Origin of the sequence: Clostridium sp. CMCC3677 (assembly GCF_023845585.1) — a bacterium.
Lineage (GTDB): Bacteria > Bacillota > Clostridia > Clostridiales > Clostridiaceae > Clostridium > Clostridium aquiflavi.
Map to the genome: position 1 here is coordinate 177,917 of NZ_JAMQHS010000006.1, position 17,912 is coordinate 195,828.

The 17,912-nt window shown below is 26.4% G+C and carries 18 protein-coding genes; 2 read left to right on the forward strand and 16 right to left on the reverse strand.

Annotated elements, in window-relative coordinates; genetic code table 11:
• Positions 1 to 495: 495 nt before the first annotated feature.
• Positions 496 to 1,554, forward strand: coding sequence for a lactonase family protein (locus NG901_RS09205; protein ID WP_252213847.1), 1,059 nt, complete (start codon positions 496 to 498; stop codon positions 1,552 to 1,554).
• 303 nt (positions 1,555 to 1,857) lie between these two features.
• Here NG901_RS09205 and yidA read toward each other — a convergent pair whose 3' ends face one another.
• The gene (gene yidA / locus NG901_RS09210; protein WP_252213849.1) at positions 1,858 to 2,661 is read right to left on the reverse strand and encodes a sugar-phosphatase; all 804 of its coding nucleotides are present in this window, start codon (positions 2,659 to 2,661) and stop codon (positions 1,858 to 1,860) included.
• 475 nt (positions 2,662 to 3,136) lie between these two features.
• Here yidA and ytaF point away from each other — a divergent pair, with 475 nt between their 5' ends.
• Positions 3,137 to 3,760: a sporulation membrane protein YtaF gene (ytaF, locus tag NG901_RS09215; protein WP_252213851.1), complete on the forward strand. Its 624-nt coding sequence runs from the start codon at positions 3,137 to 3,139 to the stop codon at positions 3,758 to 3,760.
• Positions 3,761 to 3,827: 67 nt separating this feature from the next.
• Here ytaF and NG901_RS09220 read toward each other — a convergent pair whose 3' ends face one another.
• From NG901_RS09220 to cobJ, 15 genes are all read right to left on the reverse strand, one after another.
• A complete protein-coding gene (locus NG901_RS09220; RefSeq protein WP_252213853.1) occupies positions 3,828 to 5,333 on the reverse strand; it encodes a cobyric acid synthase in 1,506 nt (501 codons plus the stop codon).
• A 111-nt stretch (positions 5,334 to 5,444) separates the two neighbouring features.
• Positions 5,445 to 6,521: a threonine-phosphate decarboxylase CobD gene (gene cobD / locus NG901_RS09225; RefSeq protein ID WP_252213855.1), complete on the reverse strand. Its 1,077-nt coding sequence runs from the start codon at positions 6,519 to 6,521 to the stop codon at positions 5,445 to 5,447.
• Entirely contained in the window at positions 6,514 to 7,464 is a 951-nt protein-coding gene (gene cbiB / locus NG901_RS09230; protein ID WP_252213857.1) for an adenosylcobinamide-phosphate synthase CbiB, read from the reverse strand. Before cbiB ends, cobD begins: the two co-directional genes overlap by 8 nt.
• 35 nt (positions 7,465 to 7,499) lie before the next feature.
• Positions 7,500 to 8,108: a histidine phosphatase family protein gene (locus NG901_RS09235; RefSeq protein ID WP_252213859.1), complete on the reverse strand. Its 609-nt coding sequence runs from the start codon at positions 8,106 to 8,108 to the stop codon at positions 7,500 to 7,502.
• Positions 8,101 to 8,481: a bifunctional adenosylcobinamide kinase/adenosylcobinamide-phosphate guanylyltransferase gene (locus NG901_RS09240; RefSeq protein WP_252213861.1), complete on the reverse strand. Its 381-nt coding sequence runs from the start codon at positions 8,479 to 8,481 to the stop codon at positions 8,101 to 8,103. Before NG901_RS09240 ends, NG901_RS09235 begins: the two co-directional genes overlap by 8 nt.
• A 257-nt stretch (positions 8,482 to 8,738) precedes the next feature.
• Complete coding sequence (locus NG901_RS09245; RefSeq protein WP_252213863.1) at positions 8,739 to 9,497, reverse strand: adenosylcobinamide-GDP ribazoletransferase; 759 nt, start codon at positions 9,495 to 9,497, stop codon at positions 8,739 to 8,741.
• An 8-nt stretch (positions 9,498 to 9,505) separates the two neighbouring features.
• Positions 9,506 to 10,060: a bifunctional adenosylcobinamide kinase/adenosylcobinamide-phosphate guanylyltransferase gene (locus NG901_RS09250; RefSeq protein WP_252213865.1), complete on the reverse strand. Its 555-nt coding sequence runs from the start codon at positions 10,058 to 10,060 to the stop codon at positions 9,506 to 9,508.
• Between the two features lies 1 nt (position 10,061).
• On the reverse strand, positions 10,062 to 10,592 hold the full coding sequence (locus NG901_RS09255) for a cob(I)yrinic acid a,c-diamide adenosyltransferase (RefSeq protein WP_252213867.1): 531 nt from the start codon (positions 10,590 to 10,592) through the stop codon (positions 10,062 to 10,064).
• Between the two features lie 291 nt (positions 10,593 to 10,883).
• Complete coding sequence (locus NG901_RS09260) at positions 10,884 to 12,455, reverse strand: ABC transporter permease/substrate-binding protein (RefSeq protein ID WP_252213869.1); 1,572 nt, start codon at positions 12,453 to 12,455, stop codon at positions 10,884 to 10,886.
• A 2-nt stretch (positions 12,456 to 12,457) separates the two neighbouring features.
• Positions 12,458 to 13,585 (reverse strand): ABC transporter ATP-binding protein, encoded by a 1,128-nt coding sequence (locus tag NG901_RS09265; protein ID WP_252213871.1) that lies wholly within the window; start codon positions 13,583 to 13,585, stop codon positions 12,458 to 12,460.
• Positions 13,586 to 13,690: 105 nt separating this feature from the next.
• Positions 13,691 to 14,317 (reverse strand): GntR family transcriptional regulator, encoded by a 627-nt coding sequence (locus tag NG901_RS09270; protein ID WP_252213873.1) that lies wholly within the window; start codon positions 14,315 to 14,317, stop codon positions 13,691 to 13,693.
• A 178-nt stretch (positions 14,318 to 14,495) separates the two neighbouring features.
• The gene (locus tag NG901_RS09275) at positions 14,496 to 14,996 is read right to left on the reverse strand and encodes a hypothetical protein (protein ID WP_252213875.1); all 501 of its coding nucleotides are present in this window, start codon (positions 14,994 to 14,996) and stop codon (positions 14,496 to 14,498) included.
• Positions 14,997 to 15,172: 176 nt separating this feature from the next.
• Entirely contained in the window at positions 15,173 to 16,261 is a 1,089-nt protein-coding gene (gene cobT, locus NG901_RS09280; protein WP_252213877.1) for a nicotinate-nucleotide--dimethylbenzimidazole phosphoribosyltransferase, read from the reverse strand.
• A 146-nt stretch (positions 16,262 to 16,407) separates the two neighbouring features.
• Complete coding sequence (locus tag NG901_RS09285; protein WP_252213879.1) at positions 16,408 to 17,172, reverse strand: cobalt-precorrin-6A reductase; 765 nt, start codon at positions 17,170 to 17,172, stop codon at positions 16,408 to 16,410.
• Positions 17,172 to 17,909, reverse strand: a complete 738-nt coding sequence (gene cobJ, locus NG901_RS09290; RefSeq protein ID WP_252213881.1) for a precorrin-3B C(17)-methyltransferase — start codon at positions 17,907 to 17,909, stop codon at positions 17,172 to 17,174. The genes NG901_RS09285 and cobJ overlap by 1 nt, the downstream gene beginning before the upstream one ends.
• Between the last annotated feature and the right edge of the window lie 3 nt (positions 17,910 to 17,912).

A 17,912-nucleotide genomic window follows, 5' to 3' on the forward strand; every position in this document is an offset into this window, starting at 1 on the left:
TAAAAATTTAATATTTAATTCTTAATATTAAAATAAATTACAATTTTAATAATTTATATTTATTTAAGGCTATGTTTTAAGTGAATGTTGATATTTTAGTATAAGGGCGAACTGGCATTGGAATTCGCTTTTTAGAACTCTTAATGAAGATTTGTACAATTAATTGCTTGTCAGCAATCTTTGATTGGGAGCATGCATTAATTGGACTAAGCTTTATTTTAGTGTTCTTAAAGTAAATTCCTCTGTCCATGAGCTTTATACTACAATATCAACACTGTTTTAAAACATAGCCTTATTTAAAAGTATTAAATTTATAATAATATTTTATTCAGTTTATTTTCATACACATACTTTTATTAATACTTAGATATTTATTTGTAATTATTTTACTAATATATTAATATTCCCAATATTTTTCATCTATTTTTTGGATATTTAATATATTTTATTTATGATATACTTATAATTATATAAACTAAAAGGGGGCACTACTTTATGATAGTAAATAAAGATATAATAATTGGCTTTATAGGAACTCATACAAATAATGATAGTAAAGGAATTTATAAGTTTAGTTTTAATTCATCATCTGGAAAAATAGATAGAATTAATTTAGCTTATGAAATTGATGATCCTAACTATTTAGCAATTGATAAAGAAAGAAATATTTTATATTCTACTTGTAGCATAGAAAAACAATCTGGGGTTTCTTCATTCAAATTTTTTGGAGAAAAAGACTATGTGGATTTAATTAATTATAATGTTGAAGATGGTAAAGAACCTTGTCATGTAAGCATAAGAAAAAATAAGCAACTTTTAATTTCTTCAAATTATAATGAAAATGAGATTAAGGTTTTTAATACTTTAGATGGAATAATTTTAACATCTCACGTAACTGTTAATAATGAAGATTGTGAAAAAGATTTAAACGATGAAAATTCTCATATAAATTGTTCTATCTTCTCACATGATGAAAAATATATTTTATCAGTTGATTCTGGAAAAGATGTTTTAATGTTATATACTTTTAATAATGATAAGTTGGTTGCGAAAAAACATTTAAGTTACTCTTTTCCAAAAAATTCAGCACCTAAACATATAACTTATTCAAAATCAAAACCATTTTATTATGTTTTAGCAGAAAAAAGCTGTGAAATTTTCACTTTAAAATACAACTCAAAAAAAGAAAATCCATTTGAAAAAGTTGAAGTAACTAGCATTTTTCCAAAAGATTATAAAGGAGAAAAATTAGCATCAGCTATACACATACACAAAAACAATAAATTTTTATATACTTCAGATATAAGAAATAACACTATAACTTTATTTTATATAAATGATGATAATGGAAAATTAGAATATGTTGATGTATTTGATTGTAAAGGCGAATGTCCTCGTGACTTCCAAATAGATCCTACTGGAAAGTATTTAATCTGTGGAAATGAACTATCTAACACATTATCTATCTTCTCAATTCAACAATCAAATGGAGCATTAAAATTTATAGGAACGGAAGACGTTCCATCACCAACATGTGTAAAATTCATTGAATAACAAAAAAATCCAACTAATTTTTAGTTGGATTTTTTATTCTTTAGGAAATTATATTATTAAATATGTGTTGATATATGAAATAGGTAAAGTGGCATTGTAATTGGACTTTGGGAATAGTTAATGAGTATTGTCACATTTATTGCTTGTCTCAATTTCATATTGAGAGCAAGCTAAAATGGGACTATAGTCATTTTTAGTATTCCTAAGTTCAATTACTTAGCCCACTTTACTTATGCATATATCAACACGCATATAAAGCAAATTCCTTAGTCCATGAAGCTTTATACTATAATATCAGCATGACTATAAAACAAATTTTTCTATTGCGTAAGCTACTCCATCTTCATCATTACTTTTAGTTATAAATTGTGCATTTTCTTTAACTTCATCAAATCCATTTTCCATAGCAACTCCAAGACCTGCATATTTAACCATTGATAAGTCATTTCCTGCATCCCCCATTGCTATTACCTCTTCTTGTTTTATTCCTAAAGTTTCTGCAAGTCTTTTTAAACCTTCACCTTTATCAACTTCATTGTTCATAAATTCTAAGAAGAAAGGTGTGCTTCTTAACACATTATATTTTTCATAAACTTCTTTAGGTAATTTTTTAATTGCTTCTTCTAATACTTCTTCTGGATCTATAATCATTATTTTTATTATATTTTCAGTGTCATCTATGTTATCAAAATCTACAATACTTATACCAATTCCGTTTATTTCTGCTTCAACTTCTGTATATTGGCTAATTTTAGGTGTTATCAATCCTAATTTTTCAGAAAATGCATGTATATTCACATTTAATTCTTTAGCTATGTTATTAATATATTTTAAATCTTTCCCTTTTAAAACAGTTCTTGATATTATTTCACCAGTTTTTGCATTTTGAGCTACTCCGCCATTAAAACTAAGAACATAATCATTCTCTTTTAATAATTCAAGTTCTTCTAAATATTGTCTTAATCCTTCACTAGGTCTTCCTGAAGCTAAAACTACTTTAACACCTTTTTTTTCAGCTGCTTTTATAGCTTGTTTATTTCTTTCAGAAACCTTTTTATCACTTGTAAGTAATGTTCCATCCATGTCTAATGCTATTAATTTGTACATATTCTTCCTCCAATTTGTTTAAAAATAATACTCTTTTTAATATAAATTATTACCATGTTTTATTTTATCATACTTGATTTATCATTAATAACATAAATGTTTTTAATTTTATTTTAAATAAAGGCTCTGTTTTAAATGTGTGTTGATATATGCAATAGGTAAAGTGGCATTGTAATTGGACTTTGAGAATTCTCAATGAGTATTGTCACATTTACTGCTTGTCTCAATTTTATATTGGGAGCAAGCTAAAATGGGACTATACTCATTTTAGCATTCCTAAGTTCAATTATTCCGCTCACTTTGCTTATGCATATATCAACACTCTGCTAAAACATAGCCTAAATAAAAAATACTAATCTTAGATAAATTTAATCATGTAATATTTATTACATTTCACTCACATTTTGTAACTAATATCGTATTTCTTCATAATATAAAATATATATAAGTATGTATTAGTTATCGAGGTATTACTATGCTTGAATCAATTTTATTAGTATCATCTATCTGTATAGATTCTTTTGTTGCAAGCATTGCTTATGGTACATCTAAAATTAAAATCCCGCCAATATCTGCTTTAATAATAAATTTGGTATCTACATGTACACTAGGTATTTCCTTATTACTTGGAGCTATCGTAAAAAAATTTTTACCAGGTAATCTGCCTATGTTGATAGGATTTGTTCTTTTAATGGGACTGGGTATATATCGTTTATTTGAATGCATATTTAAATCTTATATATCTAAGTGCTCTCAAATAGATACCCCTTTAACATTTAAATTATTTGATTTTAAATTTGTACTTGAGGTTTATGCTGATGAGACAAAAGCTGACTTTGATAAATCAAAAACTTTAAGTCCAAAAGAATCATTTTATCTAGCTCTTGCACTTTCATTAGATAGCTTAGCAGTTGGATTTGGTTCTAGTTTGACAAGTATAAATTATATTCAGGTCATAATTCTTAGTTTCATAATTGGCTTTTTAGCTGTATCAATTGGTGTTATAATTGGTAAAAAATTAGCTGACAATATAAACGTTGAACTCTCCTGGCTATCTGGTGTGCTTCTTATAATACTAGCTATTATAAAATTTCTATAAATCCTATCTATGAAAGAGCTATATCAAAATAATTCATAAAATTATTTTAATACAGCTCTTTTATATTTTAAATACCCATTATTTCTTTTATTTTGTTTACATCTATATTTTCTGAAAACACTTTTGCTAATTTTTCATATTGCTCATTTTTATAATCAGATATCTTATTTAATTCATCATCTTCTGATAAATTAAAATTGTTATTCTTCTTTAATGCATTAATAAATGCATTAGTAAATTCCTCCGAATCAAAAATTCCATGCAAGTAAGTTCCTGCAACAGATCCCTCTTTATCACAAACTCCAATGACTTTTCCTTTAGAATCCTTTATAAATGGTTTTACATTTTTTCCAACTTTACTTATCCCATTGTGTATTTCATATCCTACTAATGATTTATTTTCTATTTCATTAATATCTTTTAAATTTGATACTACTTGAGCCTCAACTTGCTTAGTTACTTTTCTTTCATTAAATCTAGTCTTTATATCAAGTAAACCTAATCCTTCTTCTTGAAAAGTATTTCCTTCTACACCCTGTTGATCAAGAAGTAACTTTCCTAGCATTTGATATCCGCCACAAATTCCCAATACTAATGTGCCATTATCATGCAATTTAATTATCTCATCTGCAAGTTTACTTTCCTTTAAGATTCTCAAATCTTCAATTGTATTTTTAGTTCCTGGTATAATAATCACATCTGGATCTTTTAAATACTTTGTACTTTCTACATACCTTATATTAACTCCATTTATTCTGTTAAGTACATTAAAATCTGTAAAATTAGACATATGAGAAAGTCTTATTATAGCTATATCTATATTTTTTCCTTCAGTAGATTCTTTATTACTTATCTTTTCTGTAACACTATCTTCATCCTCAATATCAAAGTATTCATATGGCATTACTCCAAGAACAGGTATTTTTATTATGTCTTCCAATTGTTTTACACCAGGTTCAAAGTATTCTTTCTTTCCTCTAAACTTGTTTATTATAACACCTTTAACTCTTTGTCTTTCATTTTCTGTTAGCAACTGAAGTGTACCAACTATTGTGGCAAACACTCCACCCCTGTCAATATCAGCAACTAATATAACTGGTGCATCAACACTTTCAGCCATATTCATATTAGCTATATCACTATCTTTTAAATTTATTTCAGCACAGCCTCCAGATCCTTCTAATACTATTAATTCATACTCATTATCTAGTTCATCATATGATTCTTTTACAATACCTTTTAACTTCTTGTTTAGTTCTTTATATTTATAAGGTTCTATATTATCATAAACTTTTCCATTTACTATAACTTGAGTATGTCCTCCACTTGGTTTTAATAATATAGGGTTCATTAAAGCACTAGGTTCTATTTTAGATGCTTCAGCTTGTACGACTTGAGCTCTTCCCATTTCCGCACCATCTTTGGTTACATAGGAATTCAACGAGATATTCATTGCTTTAAAAGGAGCCACTTTAAACTCTTCATTTTTTAGCACTCTACATAGTGCTGCTACTAAAGTACTCTTTCCTACTGAAGATGCTGTACCTAAAAACATTATATTTTTTTTATTCATACTACCCTCCAAAAACATCTTTTGCAGTTTTTAACATAATACTTTAACTGCTTATTTTATTATTAAATATCCATAGTTATCTAAAATCTACTTTTCTATTATTTAAAAATTCTATTCATTATTACCAAGTATATTTTTTATACAAGAAATTAATTTAGTATTATCTTCTCTACTTTTAACTGCTACTCTATAATAATATTCATTTAAACAATCGTAGTTACTACAACTTCTTATTAAAATATTGTGTTTTAGTAGTTCTGATTTTAAATTAATATCTAAATTGCTTTTAAAAAATATAAAATTCACACTAGGCTCATATACCTTTAAGCTTTTAAACGTCTTTAGACTATTATATAGGAAAGCTTTCTCTTTTTCCATATATTGTATTGTTTTTCTCATATAATTTTTATCTTGTAAAGAAACTCTCGTTGCTACATCTGCCAGTGTATTTATATTCCAAGCTGGAGTTATCTTATAAACTTCACTTGTAAAATCCTTATTTGAACATAAACCATATCCTATTCTCAATCCCGGTATAGCAAAAAATTTAGTAAGCGACTTTAGTATAATTAAATTATCAAAAGCCTCTATAGTATTAACCATTGAAAAATCTCCTATTGTAAAATCCATAAAAGATTCATCAATTAAAACTTTACTATTGTTCTCTTTAGACTTTATTAAAATTTTCATTAATAATTCTCTATTCGTTAATACTCCTGTTGGATTATTAGGATTACATATAAAAACCAAGTCAATTTCTTCTGTAATTTTATCTAAAATATCCTCACATATTTTAAAAGAATTATTTTCACTCATTTTATATAATTCAACTTTTGAATTTACACATTCTACAGCTTCTTTATATTCTGAAAAGGTTGGCACAGGTATTAATACTTTTTTAGGATTTAATGCTTTAACTATATTAAATAGCACTTCAGCAGCACCATTACCTAACATTAAATACGATTTATCAATTTGTTCATATTCAGATATTGATTTTTTTAATTCCATGTAACTTATATCAGGATATTTTTTAATATCATCCATTGAATCTATTATAGCTCTCTTTACTTCATTTGACATACCTAAAGGATTAATATTAGATGAAAAATCTATTATATTATTATAATCAATTCCCTTTTGTCTTGCTATTTCTTTTATATTTCCACCATGTCCTATATTAGCCATAGATATGTCCTCCAATAAAAATTAATATGATTGATAATATGTATGATAAAATAGTACTACAATAAAGTACTTTTGACGTTTTATCTACATCCAAAATCTCTATTTCCTTAATACTATCTCCTATAGTTTGTTTTTTGACTAATTTTCCAAAATAATAGTTTGCTCCCCCAAGTTGAATTCCTAATATGCCTGCCATTGCAGCTTCTGGATGAGCGCTATTAGGACTTGAATGATTATATCTATCTCTTTTATATATTTTAAAACTACGTTTATAATCATATCCTAAAATCATAGCTGATAATACTATTAAAATTCCTGTAATTCTTGCTGGAATATAATTAAATACATCATCTAATTTTGCAGAAAAGTATCCAAACTCCATATATTTATCATTTTTATATCCAAACATAGAATCTAAAGTATTTACTGATTTATATGCCATAGCTAATGGTGCGCCTCCAAGTCCTGCATAAAAAATTGGTGCTATAATCCCATCTGACATATTTTCTGCAATTGTCTCTATCACGGCTCTTATAATATCTTGTTTATCTAAATTTTCAGTGTCTCTTCCTACTATAAAGGCTAATTGCTTTCTAGCAGCATTAATATCATCTTTCCTTACTAATGAAATAACCCTATATCCTTCTGTCACTAATCCTTTAGCAGAAATACAGAAATATATTACTACTCCACCTAAAAGTATACCTAAATACTTATTAAAATCACTTACAATCTTTAATATAAAAAAGTTAAATAAAAATGTAGTACTTATAATTATTAACCAAGTAATAAGGCCACCTATCTTTAAATAATTCTTAAATAACTTTCTAGATATTTTTTCTAATTTACTAGCAAAATTTCCAATTATTCTAACGGGATGTATCGGATTTTCTGGATCTCCAATTATTAGATCCAAAATAAATCCAATAGTTAATTCTATCATTCTATAAACCACCCTTAATCTTTTGAATTTTAAAATTACATCTTAAAAATTTCTTTAACACTTGTTATTTCTACATCATTTTCTAGTGATATTATAAGTTTATATCCATCTCCACCTTGTGGTTGCCACTCTATAAAGCTTTTTTTATTGTCATATAATTCTTCTAATAACATTCCTATAGTGCCTCCATGCAAAACAGCTAATGCACTTTTAATATTTTCATTACTCAATTCACATATTAAATTAAAAAAGCCTTTTAATATTCTTTCTTTAAATTCTTTTTTACTCTCCCCATTAGGACATTTAACTTCTCCAACCTCATCCATAATCCATTCTTGATATTTAGGATTTTCTTTTAAATCTTCATAAGATTTTAACTCAAATTCACCAAAATTATATTCACACAATTCTGGTACTAAATAATATTCTTCATTTGGATATAAAATTTCAAAAGTTTCATTAGCTCTCTTTAAACCACTAGTAAAATATTTTTCACATAAAGGATATATATAGTTTTTCTTCTTATCTATAAGATCTATAATACCTTCATCACATAATGAGACATCTGTTTTGCCATAATATAATTTTTCTTTATTACAATATGTCTTTCCGTGTCTAATTAGGTACAATTCAATTTTACTCATCTTTTAATACTTCCTCCAGTCCAAAAAATATTCTACATACCTTATTTGAATTTTGTGATAAAAATTGTAGTACTTTTCCACATTCTTCTCTCCATAATCTATCTTCTCTATTTAAAGGTACGATTCCAGAGCCTATTTCATCGCATACAATTATCTTATCCTGAAGAATATCTAAATTTTCTTTTATTATCTCTAAAGTATCAATTTTTTTTAAAACACAATCTTTTATAAACATATGTAATCCCATTATAACTTTGTATGAAAAATCTAAATTCGAATTATTGCAATAAAATAAATCTTTATTTTCTAAGTTATATTTCTTTTTAACAAATTCATTTTTTCCATTATATGCTCCACCATAAATTAAAATCATATCTCCTATTTCCTTTCATTGATACCTTATATAAGTATTCACATAATGTTAGAACAAAGTGGCTGTACCAACCTTTTTTTAGTTAAGAGTGGATAATTGAAAGTTGAAAGTTTTTGTTGAAAGTCCTAAAGACTTTCTGAAAAAGTATTATATTTGAAAAATTCCATCAAAGAATTTTTTTCCTCAACTCTCCACTCTTCACTCTCAATTCTCAACTCTTATTTACTTTAACTTAGATTTTATCAGCTTTTCATTCTTTAAAAAAATATACATGCTGAAAACAGTCCTACTAATTCTCCAACAACAAGAGAAAATCCTGCTACATCACCAGATATTCCACCAAATTCATTAATGCATTTTTTCACACATAAGCTTATAGCCACTGCAACAATTAGTAAAATTGCTATTCCAGTATATCCAAGTATAATTCCAAACAATATACATACCAAGACTAACTCTAATATTAAAATAACCTTGTCTTTAATGTTTGTCCCTTTTGTAAAATAGCTTCCTAATGTACTTTCTTTAATTGTAATTATAGTAATAAAAAAATATGCTACTATATTTCTACTTATTATAGGTAAAAATATCAATATATATGGATTTTTATTATATTCTAAAAATGAATAAACTGCACCAAATTGTATAAAAAATAAAATAATAACAGATATAACTGAAAATGCTCCTGTTGTAGAATCTTTTAATATTCTTAATTTTTCTTCTTTATCTCTTCTTGATAAAATAGCATCACATACATCCATAAATCCATCTAAATGTAACATTCCAGTAATTATGAATGGTATTATCATTATTAATGCACTTTTTAAAACTATAGATATATTTAAATAATTTATTAATTTATATCCTAGAAACCATACGCATCCTACAATAAGGCCTATAATTGGATAACACTTCATCATGTTTTTAGCTCCATCTTCATCCCATTCTACATATGGCATTGGAATTATAGTAAACATACTTAAAGACATCATAAACCCTTTAAATAAATTTTTCATCTCTTTATTTATCCCTTCTTAGCTAATTCACTTAATAAATTATTTCCTTTATGTACTTTTACATTACTAAAGCTACATTCAATAACTGTATCACATATCTTAGCTAGTTCTTTATTTATTTTACCAAGTTCTCTCTTATAATTTTCACTTATCTCATCATATTCTATAGAATCATTAAATATGTAGTCTGATATAATTACAACATTTTTAACAGTATCTATTATTTCTTTAATATTACTTATTATTTTTAATGAAGGACATTTTATTATATCATTTTTTATAAACATTTCATTAGTTAAAAGTGAAGTTATACTATCAATTAAGATTGTATCTTTTTCATTTATATATTTTATTGTTTCATTTAAATCTCTAAATTGTTCTAAAGTAACAAAACCTAATCCAAATCTGCTAATAATATGTTTTTCTATTCTTTTTTTATCTTCATCATCATAAGGACTCATAGTAGCTATATATATAACCTTATCTTTATTTAAAGATAAAGCTATTTTTTCACCTGTGTTAGATTTGCCACTTTTAGATCCCCCTATTATTAAACAATTCATATTACTTTTCTATTCCTATTCTTGATTTAATACCTTTTTTATAAGGATGTTTTATTGCTTGAATTTCAGAAACATAATCTGCAAGTTCTATTAATTTTTCATTTGGATTTCTTCCTGTTAATACTACTTCAAGACCTTTAGGTTTACTCTTTAAAAAATCTATAACAATATTTAAAGGTATCAATTCTAAATTAGTGGCTGCAATAATTTCATCTAATATAAGAATATCAAAATTTTCTTCTATAGCTTTTAAAGTTAAATCTTTAAACCTTTTTTCATGTTCTAATTTTGTGTGTTTTTGTTCTTCCTCTGTCATAAATTTAAAAAACTTTTTAACAGGTTCTCCCTTTACTATTTGAAAATTTTGTCCAATTTTATCTATAGAAATTAATTCACCTGTATTATTATCTTTTAAAAACTGAGTAAGAAGTACTTTTTTATCTCTTCCTGCACCTCTCATACCGAGCCCCATAGCTGCTGTAGTTTTTCCTTTTCCATCTCCACAATAAATATGTATCAGTCCTAAATCCATTCTCTTCATTCCTCACTTTTTGTTATAAGTTTTAAGTACTTTATAATTTTAAGTTTTCTATATAATGAAAAGTTCTTATATCTAAAATAGTCTTTTAATAGAATTACCTAACTTTTAACTATACTCACTTAGCATTTATATATTAGATATCTTATCATTATATTATATAAATTATATGTATTAAATTCAAAATAATTATAACATAAGCCAATGATATATTAATTAATATCATTGGCTTATTTATCTTTTCCTTAATCATATTATTTTATTATATATGTCTTTATAAAAATTTTATAGCAAATTATTTTCTTTTAAAAACTCTATTGCAACATCTTTTGGATCTTTTCTTAACTCATCTACTTGATAATTTAAATCTATCATTACTTCATTAGTTAATAAAGGTGCTATCTCTTCAACTATAGGAGTTATTTCTGGATATTTTTCTAATGTTTCTCCTTTAACTAGTGGTATAGCATAGTATGGTGGAAAGAACTTTTTATCATCTTTTAAGACAGCTAAATCAAATTTCTTTAATAATCCATCAGTTAAAAATGCATCTATAACATCACTTTCATTATTCATTAATGCTGTATATTTGGGACTTCCATCAATTCCAATTTCATCTTTAAAGTTAAAATTATATGTTCTTTTTAATCCAATAATTCCATCTTCTCTATTAAGAAATTCTAGACTTGGAGATATTGTTAACTCATCTCCTACTTTTGCAATATCACTTATTGTTTTTAAATTATATTTTTCAGCAGTATCTTTCTTAACTGCTAAAGTGTAAGTATTATTAAATCCCATTTGGTTTAATACTTCAATATTAAACTTATCTTTAAAATCAGTTTTAACTGTGTCATAAACCTTTTCTACATCAGATATAGGTGTATATTTTAATGTATCTCCATAGCATGTACCACTATAATCCACATACATATCAATATCGCCACTTTTTAACGCAGAAAAACAAATTTGTGTGCCTCCAAGAGCACTTTTACGTTTAACAGAAATATCTGTATTTTTCTCTATAGCTTCAGAAAAAATATTACAAAGTATCTCTTGTTCTGTGTAATCCTTACTTCCAATTGTAATGGTCTTACCATTGCTTTTAGCTGATATATTAGTTACTATAAATATTCCTAATATTATACAAGCTGTAAGTGCAAGAATACTTTTTTGTCTTTTATTCTTTTTTACTTTGGAAATTCCTTGTTTAGAATTTCCCTTTTGAATACTTACAGGTGTAACTAAATTTTCAATTAATCCAAATAAAAAATCAACTGCTAATGCTAATATACACGCTGGAATTGCACCTGCTAAAATTTGATAATTATTAACTGTTCTTATTCCTGAAAATACTAAATATCCTAGTCCCCCTCCACCAATGAAGGCAGCCATTGTCATAAGACCCACTGCTGTAACAGCAGATATTCTAACCCCTGACATAATAACAGGTAAAGCTAACGGTAATTGAACTTTTACTAAAATTTGAAACTTTGTAAGTCCAATTCCTCTAGCTGCCTCTAGTGTCAGTGGATTTATACTTTTAATTCCTGTATTTGTATTCTTTATTATTGGCAAAAGTGAATATAAAACAACCATTACAATGGCTGGTGTTGTTCCTATCCCTAAAAACGGTATTGCAATCCCTAAAAGTGCCATGCTAGGAATTGCCTGAATTATATTAGCTATTGCTATAACAGGCTTGTTCATTTTCTTTATATAACTTATACATATACCTAATGGCATTGCAATTATAATTGCTAATCCTACAGATACTGAAGTAAGTTTTATATGCTCAATCAATAACATAAAAATTTGAGATTTAGCTTCCATTAAATAATTTAAAAATCCCATCATTTTTATTCCACCTCCTCAGTATCTAAAAATTGCTCACTTAGCGTTGTAACTAAGCTACTTTTCGTTATTATACCTTTTAAGCATCCACACTCATCAACAACTGGTAATCTTGATATTTTATTTTCTTTAACAAGTTCCAATATATCTATAATTGTATCCTCTGGAAATGCCTTTATAAAATCAGAATTCATTATATTTTCTACTGGTATACTTCTATCCATATTATTTTGTATTTGTTTAGCTGTAACAATTCCTAAAAGATGATTAAATTTATCAATTACCATTAAGCTATCAACTTTTGAACTCCTCATCTTTTCCATACACTTTAGTAATGATATATTTTTATAACAGGTAATAGGATTATCAATCATTATATCTTTTACCTTTATAAATTCTGGTGAAGACCATATTCTGTTTTTTCCAATAAATTCACTTACAAAATCATTGCATGGATTTTTAAGTATGTTTTCTGGAGTATCATATTGAATTATTCTTCCTCCATTCATTATACAAATTTTATCTGCTATTCTTATAGCTTCATCCATATCATGTGTAACAAAAACAATAGTTTTTCTTAATTTAGATTGTAAATCAATTAATTCATCTTGAAGCTGTAAACGTGTTATAGGATCTAATGCACTAAAAGGTTCATCCATTAATATTATTTCTGGATTTGTTGCAAATGCTCTTGCAACACCAATTCTTTGTTGCTGACCACCACTAAGTTCTGTTGGATAACGATCTAAATATTCCTCAGCATTCAATCCTACCATATCCATTAATTCATAAGTTTTCTTTTCAATATTAGCTTTTTTTACTTTTTCTAGACGCGGGATTATTTCAATATTTTCTCTAATAGTCATATGAGGAAACAATCCTGTTTGTTGAATAACATATCCCATATTTCGTCTTAATTTTATGACATCCTTGAATCCAATATTTTCACCATCAATTAAAATTTTACCTGAAGATGGTTTAATAAGGCTATTTATCATCTTTAAAGTGGTAGTTTTACCACAACCGCTTTCACCAATAATACTTACTAATTCTCCTTTATCTATTTTAAAAGATACATCCTTTAAAACAGTTTGATTTTTAAAAACTTTACTCACATTTTTAAATTCTATCACTGAAAAACCTCCTCTTTTTGCAAAGTAACAACTTTATTGTATCATAAAGTTGTTACTTTTGGCAAAAAAATAAAGACAACAGAATAATTGTCTTTATTAAAATCCTTATGGATACATAAAATTTTGTACTCTTTCATAACAGTCTTCATCACCCACGAAATAAAATATATCTCCTTCTCTAAAAATTGCATATGGCCCTGGAGACATCACTAAAGACTCCCCTCTCTTTATTGCAATTATAGTTGCAAAAGTATTATGCCAAAAATTAATTTCAGATATATTTTTTCCTATATATGGCGTATTTTTATTAATATTTATTTCAAATGGTATGAATGGATTTATAGATTTAAACCTATCTGTTTTATCTATTAAATCTAATAAATGTTCTTTGAGATATTTATTTTCTTGTGTTTGACGTTCTATACTTCCTAATATTTCTTTTTTTAAGTCATTCACTGTTTGAATATCTTCATATTGCTTTACAAATTTAATTGCATTTTGACATGATTTTATTGTAACTCCACTACCCTTAGCTGTATCTACAATTTCCATATCAGATAAAATACAAATAGCTCGTCTAGCCGTTTCTGATGAAACACTATATTGAGCTGCTAATGCTGAACGTGCATATATTTTTTCTCCAACTTTATAATGTCCATTTGCTATTTTTGAAGCAATATCTGCTGCTATTTGTTGATATACAGGGCTTACTATTTTTAAACTTCTTTTCATTTCCATATCCTCTTATTAAGTGTATTTAGCTATTAAATACACTTAATAAGAGATGTTGTATTTAATAACTTTTCAACATGTATTCTACCATAATAAATTTATTTATTCTATTTATAAAAGTATTTTGATTTATATTTTAATAATTTTTTAAAATTACATATCATAATATAACCTTATATTATGGAATAAATGTATAACGACTAATTAAAGCAGCAATAAATATCAATAAACTAGATATAAAACTATCATATGCTCTTGTAATTTCTTTTTTATCTTTGCTTGTAGATGATATTTTTTGAAATTGTTCCCAATTAATACATAAGAAAACTGCCGATGCATAAATATTTAACATGTTTGCATTCTTAGGATTGTCAGTTTTATCAAGAAGATTTTCAGCATAATTAGTACCATTTATTTTATCTATTAGTTTAGCTCTTTGCCAAAAAAGGAAATCCATATTTTGGAGTATAGCTATAATAATAACGAATAGTGCATTTATTGATAGATTAATAATCTTTAATTGTTCTAACAATTCAGGAATGTTAATATCTGAAGTTGTATCCTCAGTTTGATTTGTACTTGAATCATTATTATTTTCGTTATATTCATTTGTATGTTTAAATTTAATGTCAGATTTATTTATATTATTGGAATTTGTTTTCTTATTATTTCTGATCATTATCTCACCCACATTTAAATACTATTAATCCATTAGAATTTAATAATTAATCTATATTTTAAATGAATGATGATATTTTAAAACACAGACATCAATTAAATTTGGTACTATATTATTTAATGTATGTTTAAGTAATAAAAATGATTTTATTACTTAAACATATTTTTACACATATTTTAATTTAGTTTTCTTAACTCATCTAAATAACTATCATTAATTTTAGCTTCTTCAAATGTAGCCATATTATTCATCACAGCACATGAAGAGTCCATTATAGAAAAAGCTAAAGGACAACCACTTCCTTCGCCAAGTCCCATATCTAAATTTAATATAGCCTCTAATTCAAGTTCCTTCATTGCAATCTTAAAACCAATTTCTTTTGAATCATGAGAAGTAAACATATATTCTTTAGTTTTATGATTTAATCTAAATGCTACAAGTGCTGCAACTACTGATATAAATCCATCAATTACAACAGGTATTTTATAGTATGCCGCTCCTAAAAATACTCCCACCATTGCTGCTATATCAAATCCGCCAACTTTAGATAGTATATCTATAGGATCATCTTTTTTAGGCTTATTTATCTCTATTGATTTTTTTACTACCTCTATTTTCTTTTTATAAGCATTCTCTAAAAGTCCTCCTCCATAGCCTACAACATCTTCTACTTTGCAACCCGTTAATGATGATAAAACAGCACTACTTGTTGAAGTATTACCTATTCCCATCTCTCCAACTCCAAGTATTTTATAGCCTTCTTCTTTTGCATTTTTCACTGCTTCAATTCCAACTAATATTGCCTTAATAGCTTCTTCATAAGTCATTGCATTTCCTTTAGCTATATTATTAGTTGATTTCCTTATCTTCCTATTTAAAACTGATGAATGAGTAAAATCACTATTTATTCCTACATCAATGACTTTTAAATCTGTATTATTAGCCTTAGCAATTACTCCAACTCCTGTTAATCCTTTAGTAAAGTTAATTGTTTGGGCTAATGTCACATATTGTGGTGTAGATGCAACACCTTCTTCAACTACACCATTATCGGAACACATTATAATTATAGCTCTTTTATCCAAAGTATTTTTTATATATCCTGTTATTCCTGAAAGCCTTATTGACATTTCTTCCAGCTTTCCTAAACTATTTAATGGTTTTGCAAGAGAATTCATTCGTTCCTTTGCTTTTTCCATAACATTTTTATCTACACTATCTATATTCCTTATAATTTGTCTAAGAATTTCTTCCTTACTCTTCATAACTTTCCCCCCAATTTATTATAATGTTTCTTATAATTTACCATTCATTATTTTATTTATAATAAAATACAATGAGTTCCTATCTTCACTATAGATAATCTCTATTTGAAGCTAAGAACTCTAATTATATAGTAAAAACATAGCTTTTATTTTAATTCATTTACTAAAAAAGAAATCAAACTTTCTTCATCATTAAATTCTAATTCATATTTAAATTTTGGTTTTTCTATAACTATTAACTTTATATTATATTTCTGTACTGCTTTAAATTTTTCTAGTACGCCACCTTGCAAACCACTATCTTTTGTTATAATACCTTTAATATCATATTGCTTAATAAATGCTTCTTCTAATTGTGCTGATATTGGCCCTTGCATGCCAATTATATCTTTAATCTTAACTCCACCATCTATCATTTTTTTTAACACTTCATAAGATGGCAAAACCCTATGAATTATCCTATGATTAAAATCTAGATGTAAAAACTTAGAAAAGTTATTGCTACCTGTTGAATTTAATATATTTCCATTTAAATTACTGATTGCATCAATAGCTTCTTCATAGTTTTTAACTCTTATGATTTCACCAGCGTTTATATTCTCTAATGCACCTAATCTCTCATATCTTATATATTTTACATTAAGCTTCTCAGAACATTTCAATGCTGTTTTAGTAACTTCCTGTGCATAAGGATGTGATGCATCAACTAAAATATTTATACTATTTTCCTGAATCCAATTTAACATTTCTTCTTCATTTAATGGCTTTGTATTTAAACTTTTAATATCAAGTTCTTTTAAAAGTTCTCCACCGTATCTTGTTGCTGTACTAACTGCAATATCATTTGTATATTTGTTAATTAAAGATACTATATTTTTTCCTTCAGAAGTTCCTAATATAAAACCAATCATTACTTTGCTACATCTCTTTTCTTAGATGCATATCCTCTAGGTGTTATAAAACATCCATTTTTAATAAAACTTTTTGAGTTTCCTATAATAACAATAGACATCATATCAACAATTTCATAATCAAAATCTTTAAGTTCAACTAATGTATAGCTTTCATCATCTCTTAAAGCATTTCTGACTACTGCAATTGGTGTATTATCTTGTCTAAATTCTCTTATTATATCAATACATTCTTTTAAGTATTTATCTCTACCCTTACTTCTAGGATTATAAAGAGAAATTACAAAATCACCTTCCGCTGCTAAACTCACTCTTTTTTTAATATCTTCATAAGGCGTCATTAAATCACTTAAGCTTATATTACAGTTATCATGCATAAGAGGAGCTCCAACTACTGACCCTGCCGAACTTGAAGCTGTTATTCCCGGTATTACTTCAACGTCCTCATCACTTCTCATTTCAAGAATTAAACCAGCCATTCCATAAATTCCTGAATCTCCAGTACTTATTAATGCTACATTCTTGTCTTTTGAAAGTTCTAAAGCCTCTTTGCATCTAGCTTCTTCACCCATCATTCCAGTTGAATAAATTTCTTTATCCTTAACTAGATCTTTTACCATATCTATATATTTTGTATATCCTACAATTATATCGCTTTCTTCAATAGCTTTTTTAGCTCTTATACTCATATTGTCTATTGAACCTGGACCTATTCCTATAACTCTAAGTACTCCCAAAGT

What these genes read in the sequence shown, in the direction of transcription:
- NG901_RS09235 (WP_252213859.1), bottom strand. Translation starts at nt 8,108, where the DNA reads ATGAGTAAAATTGAATTGTACCTAATTAGACACGGAAAGACATATTGT.
- yidA (WP_252213849.1), bottom strand. Translation starts at nt 2,661, where the DNA reads ATGTACAAATTAATAGCATTAGACATGGATGGAACATTACTTACAAGT.
- NG901_RS09285 (WP_252213879.1), bottom strand. Translation starts at nt 17,172, where the DNA reads ATGATTGGTTTTATATTAGGAACTTCTGAAGGAAAAAATATAGTATCT.
- NG901_RS09245 (WP_252213863.1), bottom strand. Translation starts at nt 9,497, where the DNA reads ATGAAAAATTTATTTAAAGGGTTTATGATGTCTTTAAGTATGTTTACT.
- cobT (WP_252213877.1), bottom strand. Translation starts at nt 16,261, where the DNA reads ATGAAGAGTAAGGAAGAAATTCTTAGACAAATTATAAGGAATATAGAT.
- NG901_RS09255 (WP_252213867.1), bottom strand. Translation starts at nt 10,592, where the DNA reads ATGGATTTAGGACTGATACATATTTATTGTGGAGATGGAAAAGGAAAA.
- NG901_RS09240 (WP_252213861.1), bottom strand. Translation starts at nt 8,481, where the DNA reads ATGATTTTAATTTATGGTGGAGCATATAATGGAAAAAATGAATTTGTT.
- cbiB (WP_252213857.1), bottom strand. Translation starts at nt 7,464, where the DNA reads ATGATAGAATTAACTATTGGATTTATTTTGGATCTAATAATTGGAGAT.
- NG901_RS09260 (WP_252213869.1), bottom strand. Translation starts at nt 12,455, where the DNA reads ATGATGGGATTTTTAAATTATTTAATGGAAGCTAAATCTCAAATTTTT.
- NG901_RS09205 (WP_252213847.1), top strand. Translation starts at nt 496, where the DNA reads ATGATAGTAAATAAAGATATAATAATTGGCTTTATAGGAACTCATACA.
- NG901_RS09220 (WP_252213853.1), bottom strand. Translation starts at nt 5,333, where the DNA reads ATGAATAAAAAAAATATAATGTTTTTAGGTACAGCATCTTCAGTAGGA.
- NG901_RS09275 (WP_252213875.1), bottom strand. Translation starts at nt 14,996, where the DNA reads ATGATCAGAAATAATAAGAAAACAAATTCCAATAATATAAATAAATCT.
- cobD (WP_252213855.1), bottom strand. Translation starts at nt 6,521, where the DNA reads ATGGCTAATATAGGACATGGTGGAAATATAAAAGAAATAGCAAGACAA.
- NG901_RS09250 (WP_252213865.1), bottom strand. Translation starts at nt 10,060, where the DNA reads ATGAATTGTTTAATAATAGGGGGATCTAAAAGTGGCAAATCTAACACA.
- NG901_RS09270 (WP_252213873.1), bottom strand. Translation starts at nt 14,317, where the DNA reads ATGAAAAGAAGTTTAAAAATAGTAAGCCCTGTATATCAACAAATAGCA.
- ytaF (WP_252213851.1), top strand. Translation starts at nt 3,137, where the DNA reads ATGCTTGAATCAATTTTATTAGTATCATCTATCTGTATAGATTCTTTT.